10 protein-coding genes, 1 tRNA gene, 1 rRNA gene and 1 pseudogene are annotated in these 11,561 nt (G+C 34.1%); 10 read left to right on the top strand and 3 right to left on the bottom strand.

The genetic code is table 11. From position 1 onward, the window contains the following. The first annotated feature begins 33 nt into the window (after nt 1–33). The 10 genes from rrf to OA93_RS23725 all read left to right on the top strand — a co-directional run bounded on the left by rrf (nt 34) and on the right by OA93_RS23725 (nt 9,285). Nucleotides 34–143, top strand: a 5S ribosomal RNA gene (rrf, locus tag OA93_RS23770). Nucleotides 144–493: 350 nt separating this feature from the next. Further along, nucleotides 494–1,072, top strand: coding sequence for a TetR/AcrR family transcriptional regulator (locus OA93_RS23765; protein WP_131474530.1), 579 nt, complete (start codon nt 494–496; stop codon nt 1,070–1,072). A 25-nt stretch (nt 1,073–1,097) separates the two neighbouring features. Continuing rightward, a complete protein-coding gene (locus tag OA93_RS23760) occupies nt 1,098–2,279 on the top strand; it encodes an MFS transporter (protein ID WP_240474796.1) in 1,182 nt (393 codons plus the stop codon). Between the two features lie 542 nt (nt 2,280–2,821). Then, nucleotides 2,822–3,610, top strand: coding sequence for an SDR family oxidoreductase (locus tag OA93_RS23755; RefSeq protein ID WP_039116764.1), 789 nt, complete (start codon nt 2,822–2,824; stop codon nt 3,608–3,610). 230 nt (nt 3,611–3,840) lie between these two features. Further along, entirely contained in the window at nt 3,841–4,647 is an 807-nt protein-coding gene (locus tag OA93_RS23750; RefSeq protein WP_039116763.1) for a phytanoyl-CoA dioxygenase family protein, read from the top strand. Nucleotides 4,648–4,801: 154 nt separating this feature from the next. Next, a complete protein-coding gene (locus OA93_RS23745) occupies nt 4,802–5,488 on the top strand; it encodes a CDP-alcohol phosphatidyltransferase family protein (protein WP_052259599.1) in 687 nt (228 codons plus the stop codon). 1 nt (nt 5,489) lies between these two features. After that, nucleotides 5,490–5,921: a GtrA family protein gene (locus tag OA93_RS23740; protein WP_039116762.1), complete on the top strand. Its 432-nt coding sequence runs from the start codon at nt 5,490–5,492 to the stop codon at nt 5,919–5,921. Between the two features lie 221 nt (nt 5,922–6,142). Next, nucleotides 6,143–6,721 (top strand): DUF4833 domain-containing protein, encoded by a 579-nt coding sequence (locus OA93_RS23735; protein ID WP_039116761.1) that lies wholly within the window; start codon nt 6,143–6,145, stop codon nt 6,719–6,721. 367 nt (nt 6,722–7,088) lie between these two features. Next, nucleotides 7,089–7,895 (top strand): hypothetical protein, encoded by an 807-nt coding sequence (locus tag OA93_RS23730; RefSeq protein ID WP_131474529.1) that lies wholly within the window; start codon nt 7,089–7,091, stop codon nt 7,893–7,895. Nucleotides 7,896–8,166: 271 nt separating this feature from the next. Further along, nucleotides 8,167–9,285, top strand: a complete 1,119-nt coding sequence (locus OA93_RS23725) for a serine hydrolase (protein WP_039116759.1) — start codon at nt 8,167–8,169, stop codon at nt 9,283–9,285. A gap of 220 nt (nt 9,286–9,505) precedes the next feature. Here OA93_RS23725 and OA93_RS25475 read toward each other — a convergent pair. The 3 genes and pseudogenes from OA93_RS25475 to OA93_RS23710 form a co-directional block, all read right to left on the bottom strand. Further along, nucleotides 9,506–9,594 (bottom strand): annotated as a pseudogene (locus tag OA93_RS25475) (XRE family transcriptional regulator); the annotation flags it as partial. A gap of 284 nt (nt 9,595–9,878) precedes the next feature. Continuing rightward, nucleotides 9,879–11,183 carry an amidohydrolase family protein gene (locus OA93_RS23720; protein WP_240474795.1) on the bottom strand — a complete coding sequence of 435 codons (1,305 nt, stop codon included), beginning with the start codon at nt 11,181–11,183 and terminating at the stop codon, nt 9,879–9,881. Nucleotides 11,184–11,487: 304 nt separating this feature from the next. Then, nucleotides 11,488–11,561 (bottom strand) — tRNA-Arg (locus OA93_RS23710).

Raw genomic sequence — 11,561 nt, 5'->3', positions numbered from 1 at the left:
AATTAAAAAAGTTACCTCAAGTAACAACGACCTTAAGGTGGTTATTGCGGCGGGGCTCACCTCTTCCCATCCCGAACAGAGTAGTTAAGCCCGCCTGCGCAGATGGTACTGCAGTTATGTGGGAGAGTATGTCGTCGCCTTTCTTTAGAATCCTCATCAAGTAATTGATGGGGATTTTTTTTTGGGCTTAACTTTTTGGGATTTTGTGAAAAGGTTGTTTCGCAAAGTTTAATCAATAGCTTTACGAACCTTTGCTTTTTTATCTTTCCTTCCTCTGTGACTAAAACCGGAAGTATTATTTATGCTAAAAGACTTTACGAGATACTGTAATCTAAATTGATTTATATGCTAAGTTTTCTTTTGAACTCTCCGGTTTTATAATCTTACTATTAGCAACAATATTATTCTCCATGAGTAAAATGACAAATCGTAGACTCAGCTGCATATACATATAAAGATATGTAATTGGAATATTCATTCCAATTGTATATCTTTGTCACATCATTATATTGTTATGACAAAAAAAGAAAAAATACTAGCCGCCACCTTAAAACTCATCGTATCGAAAGGAATAGACAATACTCCAATGTCTGAAATTGCTAAAGAAGCAGATACAGGAATGGGAACGATTTATAATTATTTTTCTACTAAAGAGGTATTGATAAACGAACTTTACTTTCATCTTAAAGTAAAAGAATCTGAAATCATCATTGATGGATATGATATCACACTTTCTGTTAAACAACGTTTTATCCATTTATGGAGGAAAATGGTTGATTATTTTATTCAGGAGCCCATGGATTTTTTGTTTTTGGAGCAATTTTATTATTCGCCAACTATAGATCCCGCTGCAAAACATAAGGGTGGATTATATGTGAGGGAATTAGATCAAGTCTATCTGGATGGGCAAAAACAGCAATTAATAAAAGAAGGAGATATCAAAGAATGGATTGGGTTTACGAGTGGATCTTTGGTGTCACTTGTCAAATTACATCATAGTAAATATATACATCTACAGGAAACCACCATAGACAAATATATTCAGGCGGCATGGGATGCCGTAAAATCGTGATTTACAAAAATGGAATAATCATTCCATGAAATACTACAACTTTATGTTTAAGAAAAAAATAGCTTACATAGGCTCCTTGAGTCTTATTGGGATGATTACGACTGAATTTGGAGTAATTGGCATTCTACCCCAAATAGCCTCATACTATCATATCAATATTAGTACAGCCGGCTTGTTGCTAAGTGCTTATGCCATAACAGTGGCTATTGCAGGTCCATTCATGACCATGTTTACTTCTGGAATTAATCGGAAAACATTAATGGCTGTGACGATGCTGATCTTTTTACTTACCGGTATTGTATCTTCCTTTGCTCCACCTTTTTGGTTATTATTGGTCGTGAGGATCTTACCAGCCTTTTTGCATCCAGTGTTAGTATCGAATGCTGTTGCGGCAGCCACTAGTTCTGCAGACAAAAAAGTGGCACACCAAATGATGGCCATTGTTATGGCAGGTATAGGTATCGCAACAATTACAACGGTTCCCTTTGCAACCTATATTGCAGGGCTATTTGACAATTGGCAATTATCATTTATGGTTCAGGCATCCATTAGTTTAGTCGTGCTTGTAGCGATTATTATACTTTTGCCTTCAATGCCCATAAAAGAGAAAAAATCCTATGGGAGCCAGTTAAAAATATTAACTAAACCCACATTTTTGGTCAGCGCTTTCTTTTCATTCCTTATGATTGGAGGACTCTTTTCAACCTATAGTTATTTTGCAGATTACCTTAGCAAGGTTAATCATATGAATCCCAAGACAATTGGTTTAATGTTGTTGCTTTTCGGATCTACTGGTGTTCTTGGAAACTTTCTTGCAGGAAAACTATTAACCAAAGATATTACAAAAACTACAGCGGCTTTTCTAATCGGATTGTTGATGATCTGCATTCCGATTTATTACTCCGGAACAATGTCTTTTTCTACAGTGCTTCTGATTGCGATATGGGGATTCTTACAAACTCCCTGCTTTCTGACTGCACAGGCTTATATGATAGAGACTGCACCAGAAGCACCCGAATTTGCTAATAGTCTTGCCATCTCTTTTGGGAATCTGGGTATTTCTTTTGGTACGGCAATTGGCGGACTTTTTATTAATAACTATGGTGTTCAGAGCACGCCATGGGTGATGTTTGCATTCTGTACTCTAGCTTTAGTGATGATGTTGTTTAAGAAATTAATTGAAAAACATGTATGCAAAAAAAGTTAATAGTTTTCTACCATTAACTTTTTTACAATTTGCAATTACACCACTTCTTTTAAAACTTTTTCTGCAAGCATCAATAATTGATTTTATTTGTAGATACTTTAAAGATTAGTCAATTGAATACAAGTTTGTTTACAATGATAACTATTCGCATGATCCAAGTGGTATTCTGTAAATACTAAATAATTTTCTCGCTCTACTTCAAATCCGTGACCAGTAAAATAAAAAAAGGCTTGTATTGTAGTTTTTTAATCTGCTTTCAAATTCAGAAATTAAATCAATAATATTCTGTAAATTTCTATTTGTGCTGAAAATTACTTGGTAGTTTAAAATTCATTATAACCCTCCTTTAAAAAGACAAAAGAGGGTAGTATAAAATAAGTAATTAGTATTAGATAATTAGTTTAGGGGTACAACTTACCTGCTTAAAGCATTCGGAGTGCAATAAATCAGTTCCAGAGGATAGAGCAGAGGATAACCATTATGCACGTTGCAAGCCCAACGGTTTACAATTAATCTTTATATTTGATCATTAAATTAATAAAATGAGCGAAAAAACTAAACCGTATGCCTTAATAACTGGTGCTAGCAAAGGAATTGGAAAATCTATTGCTTATGAATTAGCGAAACAGGGTTATCCACTATTGCTTGTTGCAAGAAGTGACGAGGAATTAAAAGCACTATCTGATGATCTTCAAATTAAATACGGTATTGATGCTCCTGTTTTATCGATTGATCTTTCAACAAATGGTGCATCGCTAAAAGTAACCAATTGGATTAAAATGAATAACTATCCAGTAGGCTTTTTAGTTAATAATGCTGGTTATGGTGTGTGGGGCGATTTTAGTCAGTCTTCTTTAATCGATCAGCTTGGCATGATGCAACTTAACATGAATGTAGTTGTAGAGCTTTCACATTTATTAATACCTATACTTTCACAAGAAAAACAAGCCTACATTTTAAATATATCGAGTACTGCTGCATACCAAGCTGTACCTACGTTAGCTGTTTATTCGGCTACAAAGGCTTTTATTTTATCGTTTACGCGTGCCTTGCGTTTCGAACTTGCCCAAACTTCAATTTCAGTAACTTGTTTTAGTCCAGGTCCAGTTGATACTGGTTTTGCTGCAAGAGCTGGTTTAGACGCTTTTAGCAAAATGGCCGAAAAGTTTAATATGCAGGCAGATGAAGTGGCAAAAATTGCAGTAAAAGCCATGTTCAACAAAAAATCAGAAGTTATTCCAGGTTTTACAAATATTATTTCGGTTTATGCCAACCGTATACTACCAAAGAGATTTATCGAAAAAATGGCTGCTGGAATTTATAAAATTTAATTTTTACAAAAAATAAATAAAAAAATATTCTTTGAAAAAAGAAAAATTATATTAAGTTTGTATTAAATTCTACTAATTCTATAGAGTATGTCAAATAAAAGAAAAATTATGTTTAATTTATCTGAAAACCGAATGCACGTAAACATGCTAATGTTTTGTTGCTGTTGTTGTTATTCTGTTTTAGATAAAATTACAAACTATATTATTTCATTTATTAAATCTATATTATCATGGTATCTTCTTATAAAACCTTTACCCTTACTGAGCAATTAACTAATGAGCAAATTGCGTTTTTTAACGAACATGGCTTCATCCATTTCAAAAAATTTATAAATCCGGAAACTGTTTCATCCATCATTGATGCCTCGAAACAAGTGCAACAAAATTGGATTGAAAACGATCTTCAAAAAGTAAACGGTGTTCCTATTAAATATGGAAAAGATTTAGATGGTTCCCCTATTGTACAACGTTTTGCTTTTATCAATCAACATCATCAAACCTTAAGCGGTCTTTTACTTGATCCAAGATTTAATGGTTTACTACCATTGGCAGGCGATGGCGCAAGATTAGGAACTGAAGAAAAAGACGGAATGGTTTTTAATCATTATATCAACGGGCCAGAAAGTAAGTTTACTAAAATGGGTTGGCATACAGATGGATTGAGAGATATTTTTTATGGTGCAAAATTAAATCCGATGTTAAATGTGGGTATTCACTTAAGCACTTTAAAACCTGAAAATGGCGGTCTTAAAATCATTCCGGGTACTCACAAGCAAAGTATTTATCAAATGCTTTTTCGTAAAAAATACTTTTTAGATAATAAACCCGATCCACAGGAAGTTTCCATCAATCCGGAAGCTGGAGATTTAACCATTCATGATGGTCGTTTGTGGCACAGAGTGGCAGAATCATCTATTCGTGGCGAAGAGAGTAGAAGAAGGGTTATCTATATTCCGATTATAGCCGGAAAATACGCTCCTAAAAATGAGAATAGCCCAACGGTTTTTTATCAACGTTTTGCAGGTATTGTTAAATAATTATGCTGTTTATTATCGTATTTAGTTATCTGGTTAGATCAGGTAAGCTAAAGAGTACCACAGATTTTTTTAAAAATAGTCAAAGAAAAGTAAAGCTAAAAATTGTAAAACTAGAATTGGCTATACTATCTGGCTTACAAATATTACGCTATTAATGGGAAAAGAAATACAGATTGAAGATTATAGTGCAATCGCACAAAGAACATTTTCAGACCGTAAGCGAACTAATATTTTAAAAAGAACAGAACAGTCAACGATTGTATTTTTGCTTCCAAAGGTTCCTAAATTCATTTCGCCAAACGTATTCACTTTAATGGGTACACTTGGTTCAGGATTAGTTTTCTTGGCTTTTGTTTTAGGAGCTTATTTAACAAAATGGTATTTGCTTTTCGGTATTATTGGTTTGGTTATAAATTGGTTAGGCGATTCTTTAGATGGAAGATTGGCTTATTATAGAAATATTCCGCGTCGTTGGTATGGTTTTGCACTCGATATTATTGCCGATTGGATCGGTATTGTACTCATAGGCTTTGGCTACTACATTTATGCTAAAAATGGCACACAAATAGTAGCCTTTGCTTTTGTCGCATTGTATGGCTGGTCTATGATCATCAGCCAGTTACGCTACAAAATTACAAATGAATACAGTATAGATTCTGGCTTTGTTGGCCCAACAGAACTTAGATTTATTATTGCTTTAATTTTAATTATAGAAGTTTTATTTCAGGGATCAATTACGTATTTGGCTAGCTTAATCAGTATTGTGTTGTTTGTAATCAATACTATTGATAGCTTAAAACTTTTAAAATTGGGCGATTTAAGAGATAAAAACCAAGACTGATATGTTCAGTAAAAAATCCATTTTTACTTTTTTACGAGCACAAGTTGCGGCATTTTTAGGAGGCATTACCGATTATGGTTTAATGATTTTACTAACAGAAGTATTTAAATTGCATTTTACTTTTTCTATTTTAATCTCCGGAACCATTGGTGCCATTATTAATTTCAGCATCAATAGATTTTGGGTATTTAAAAATCAATCGGGTTATAGCAGCCACATCAATAGTCAGCTTTTTAAATTTGCGTTAGTTGTATTGGGAAGCATTTCCTTAAAATCATTTGGTACACTTGTTTTGCAAAAAGGATTTCAAATCGATTATAGAATCGGAAGATTAATCACGGATAGTTTTGTTTCTTATGGATTTAATTATCCACTGATTAAATATTGGGTTTTTAAAGTAAACAAAAAACAGAATGTAATTAAATCAGATTAGCGTGTAAATAATCAATTAAGTGTTTTCTATTCAACACATAGAAACATAGTCCCGAAGCTTCGGGATTAGATACCTAAAAAAGAATATAAAAAGAAACTAGTCTCTCACACATAGTCAACTATGATTGTTTAAACAAGTGAAACGCCTTTTTTAAGCATTGTGAATCTATGTTTCTATGTGTTAAAATAATTGCAACCAGTAGGTTGTGTAAAAACTTCGTTATGAACAAATTATCATTTATATATTTCACAAAATCACTAATCGTTATAACGATCTTAGTTAATATAATTTCTGGAAATCTATTGGCTCAATCCAAAAATCCATCGCCACTAAATTTTCCAACGCCTAAAAATATAGATAATATGCTGTTTTATATTCAGCGGGACCCAAATGTAAACACTGCAATTTATACCATAAACTATGACGAAAATGGAAAAATAAACAAAAGCAATCCTATAAAAGCCTATTGGATTCGATATGCTGAGAACGGAGAAATAAAAGATTTTAATTATATGCAACGCAAATTTGCATACGGAATAGAAAGCAAAACGGTGAATAATGAGGAGTTTGAACTTCAATTTGTATCGTATAAAAAGTTACCCTTCATCTTAAAAAAGATAGATTCAGATCAAAAATATCATGTTTTTGTAAGTGTAAATCAGAAAAAAATACAAGTAGAAAAAATATTTGTACGCATTGAAGGTGGTTCTTTTTGGTTACCAAATGTAAAGTATGCCGAAGTTACCGGAATTGAGACTTCATCAAATAAAACAATTACGGAAAGGATGTTGTTGAAATGAGGTATCTGGCCAACTTTTTATATTTAAGTGTAGATACTAATAAAAAATTTTGTGTCTCAATCGCTTGGATATGCACAACGATAGTATGGAAATTCTTTCCGTACCCGTTCCTATATTAATAAAAACTGGATTTTCTTTTTTTAAATTTGTTAATATATACTATGAGGGCACGGATTACAAATTTGCGCGATCGGAGTATCGGTTTTTGTTGATTTGTTAGGGAAATTTGGTATTCTTAAAAACACGAAAAATCCTGTTATAGTACTGCTGTTTTACTATATTTGTTTCTAACCAAATGGAAGTTTTTTCACAGGCTGACGTTACCTGCTATTTTGAGAAGAAAAACCGAAAAACTAAATATAAAATAATGAAAAAAACTTTTTACCTATTATTCTTTATTACCCTTTTTTTTAGTTGCAATTCCCCAACTGAATTTACAATTCCAGAAAGCTTAAAGCCTGCTGATGATTTTTCTAGAAGCTTTATAAACAAAGTTATAAAAGGTCAATTAGAAAGTTCTTTTTCTAACATTGAACCAACTGTTCTAAATGAAAAAACTAAAGAATTCATAACAAACGCAAATAAAAATATTAATGGAGGAGATTTAAAAACGGTTAAAGTTGTTGAATATAATTGGAAAACAATGTTCTCAACAAATTCAGAAAAATTCACCCAATATAATTTGGGTTACGAATATGAATTTGAGAATAAAAACATTTTATTCAGAACTAGTATTATTGAGAAAAACAATAAATTTTCTGTTGTAATGTTTAATGGTGAAATCTTACCTGGAAAACTGTCAGAGTTGACAAAATTTACATTTGAAAACAAAACGTTCGTACATTATATATTCTTAATTTTTGCAATATTAATTCCTCTTTTCATAATTATAACTTTGGTTTTTATGCTAAAAAGTAGAATTACTACAAAGCAAAAAGTAATTTGGAGTTTAGTTATATTATTTATATGCTTTCCTAAATTTGTAATTGATTGGAATAATGGACAAACTAATTTTTCTTTTCTAAATTTTAGTCTTTTTGGGAGTAGCTTTACCAAACCAACTTTATATTCAGCTTGGTTAATTTCATTTAATATTCCAATTGGTGCTTTAATATATTGGTTTAAAAGAAATAGTTACTTAATAGCCGAAATTGAAGATGACGAAACGGAGTAAAAAAACAGATGGTAACAGCTACCCGATCGCTCGGATATGCGCAACGATAGCGCGGAAATTCTTTCCGTGCCCGTTCCTATATATTAATAAAAACTGGATTTTATTTTTTTAATCTGTTATGATGTACTTTGTGGGCACGGATTACAAATCCGGGCGATCGGATATAAGAACACTAGCAAATAAGTACCAATTAATACAGTTTTAAGCTTTTGAAACCTTTTCTAGTTTTTCTTATTTGAAGTTTGCATTCAAATAATTAAGATCACATTTTATGAAAAAGTTTTTATTACTAGCTGTTGTTACTTTTATCACCTCATGTAGCAATGACGATTCCAAACCTTCACCTGATAAAAAAGCGCTGGCACAGCAAAAACTTGAAGCAGCTTTGTCCAACTTCCCTGGCCTAAGCCTTAGTGTAAAAACAGCTTCCGAGAATTATGCCCTAATTGCAGGAAACGCGGTAATTAATGAAAAGCCGATGGCTACTTCTGCTCTTCACTATATGCAGAGTATTTCAAAAACCTTTACCGCAGTTGCTGTACTCAAACTGAAAGAGGAGGGCAAAATCAATCTCGATGCCAAAGTAAATACCTATCTTCCTGATATTTGTAATAAGCTGCCAAACGGAAATATCATTACGGTAAGGCAACTGCTTAATATGACATCAGGCCTTCCTGATTATTTAGATAGCGAAGAGTTTTTAGATGATCTTGTTGCAGGGCCACTGCCTATGACAAGCGAACAGGTATTGAGCTATGTATATGATCAACCCGCAAAATTTGCACCCGGCGCGTCATTTGGTTATTGTAATATAAATTATCATTTGCTGGCAATTATTATTGATAGTGTCACTCCAAACGGACATCGAAGGTATATTACCGACAAAATAATTAACGTCATTGGACTTTCTAACACTTATTATATAGCGGGCTCGGCAAGCACTGATGCTCCACAAGGTACAACGGCTAACTATCTAGAAATAGACGGCACTTTTACCGATGTGAGCGAATTGCAGTTTGGTACAGTACTTACCTTCATTGGTGATGACGGTATTGTTGCTTCTGTTCAGGATATAGCTGGGTTTTACTATAAGCTGCTCCATGACAAAACGGTACTATCACCCATATCGCTGGAAGAAATGAAGGTTGCCGTTAATTATCAGGGTACACCCATATATGGCTTAGGGCTGCATTTTTATAAATCCAATAGTGGTCTGCAGGCAATCGGGCACGAGGGTAGTGGAGCCGGAGCCGGTGCCTATGCTTTTTATTTTCCTTCTAAAAATACCAGCGTCGTCCTGTGTACAAACGCGGGAACGCTTACCGATACTATAAAAGAGGAACAGTTACAGGCATTGTGGGAGCAAATTATAGATATATTGCTTGAGTAAAAACTAATTTAAACCGTCCCTAGTTGGCTCGAGCTTCTAGCTCGTGAACGCAATCAAACTAAAAAAAACGCTGTCCGAAGAGTTTTTATAAAAAGCCGTTCGAATGTCACCTTATTTCGCACCCGTAAATAATGGTCTTAAATGTAAAAAGAGACTCGAAAGTCTCTTTTTGCATTTAATCAATAAATAATTATTTATTGATTAATTTTTCAAGCCTTACTCCCAAATAATAAGCTAATGCTTCCTGCTTTATGTTAAGCATTTTTCTGAAGCATTTTACGTTTCTTCCTGATGTATTTTCTGTTCCATAACGAATATCAATTTTTTAAAGGCCTAAAGAGCTGTTTTTTGAATTAAAACCATATGTTAAAAAAAAAAACATTTCGTTAGAAATGGGATTTTAATTTTGTGACAGGAACAGGACAAATTTCTACAAATTTATGGAGGATTTGAAGAGATTGGCTTACTACATTTAGTGTCTGTTTTTCATTGGCCTTATGAATTTGGTTTAGATGTCCTGTTGAGGATTGATGGATTTTTTTTTAGTATATTTCAATACGAATCTTTAGTCTTTTAGTAATCCATTCCAAAAACTATTTGCTGAGTAAATTTTTATAAATAACTCCGTCTTTTATAATCAGTAATAAAGTTTTGTCATAGTCTTCCAGTATATTCAAATTAATAAGCGGATTACCGTCTACCAATAAAATATCGGCATAAGCACCTTCTTCTATAACACCCAGCTTTTTGGGATAGGGATTACGTGGGCCGCTCATGGTCAGCAATTCTGCATTTGTAGAGGTAGCCATTTTTAATATTTCATAAGGGGTATAGAAGCGCAATAACTTTACAAGATCACCTGCTCTTTTTACCGAATGTTCAGGCTCGAAAAGGCAATCGGTTCCAAATGCAGTTTTAATGTTATATTTTTTTGCAAAATTATAGGCTTTCTCGGTACCGCTCATCATAGTTTGTTGTTTTATGCGGTTAGGTGAACCATCAGCATAAAGGCTCTTACCTTCGTCGATAAAAGGCTGCAGACTTAGCCATGCTTTTTTATCGGCCAGCATTTTTGCTGTTTCATCATCAATAAGCTGGGCATGATCTATACAGCGCACCCCGGCGCGCAATGCAGTTTGTATGGCTCTTGGCGTGTAAGCGTGTACGGTAACATAAGTACCCCAGTTTTCAGCTGCGTCAACAGCGGCCTTCATTTCTGCTTCTGTAAACTGAGAGACATCCAAAGGGTCATACGTTGAAGAAACACCACCGCCGGCGGCCAGTTTTATTTGTGTAGCACCAAGGCGCAACTGCTCCCGTACCCTTTTCAATACCTGATCTGCTCCATCAGCGATTATGCCAAAATTATAACGTTCGGTAAAGTCAAGGTTTGCTGCCATATCTTTTGGAACAGCGTTTGGACTAAGGAAGTCGCCGTGGCCTCCGGTTTGGGAAATCATCGCGCCGGAGGGATAAATACGCGGACCTATAATCAAACCCCTGTCTATTGCTTTTTGCAGTCCGACAGCTGGACCGGCAAGGTCCCTGAAAGTGGTAAAGCCCTGCATCAGGTCTTTTTCCGCGGACTTCATAGCAATGGCAGTAATGTATTGTATATCGCTATTCATCAGTTCTGTGACGCTCATCGATTCCATCATGATATGGGTATGGGCATCAATAAGTCCCGGCATCAAAAATTTTCCTTTACCATCGATGATGGTTGTATTTGCACTTTTATCAGTTGGGATTGGGGCCGTGGAAATTTTGCTGATCAGATTATTGACAATCAAAAGATTTCCCTTAGTTGTTTTTTCATCCTTACCATTAAAAATTTGAACATCGTTGATGAGAATTGTTTTTTGAGCCATTCCATAAAATGAACTCAGTAAAATTGCCATAACCAATAATTTTCGTTTTATAGGGCACATATCTATAAGGGGTTTTGAAGTTATAGTACTAATGTAGTAAATGTTATATTAATTTATTGATTTTTTCGTGAGATATTAATCAATGCATTAGCTTCTTTAGAACAACAGCAAAAAGGTCAATTTTGAAGATATATTTTTCGTGTAAAAAATATTTGCAGTTTGTTGTTTCATTAAAAAAAAAGAAAATATAAGCAAAACGATTCAAACTTACATTATTAGGAGCGATGAAAAAAAGGCGCCAATTGTCTTCAATTGGCGCCTTTTGGCTGTGTAGTGACCTCGACTGGATTCAAACCAGTAACCTCTTGAGCCGTAATCAAGTGCGCTATTCAGTTGCGCCACGAGGCC

The sequence above is a fragment of the Flavobacterium sp. KMS genome (assembly GCF_000813005.1).
In the GTDB taxonomy this organism is placed as follows: domain Bacteria; phylum Bacteroidota; class Bacteroidia; order Flavobacteriales; family Flavobacteriaceae; genus Flavobacterium.
This window is presented reverse-complemented; position numbering and strand designations above follow the sequence as displayed.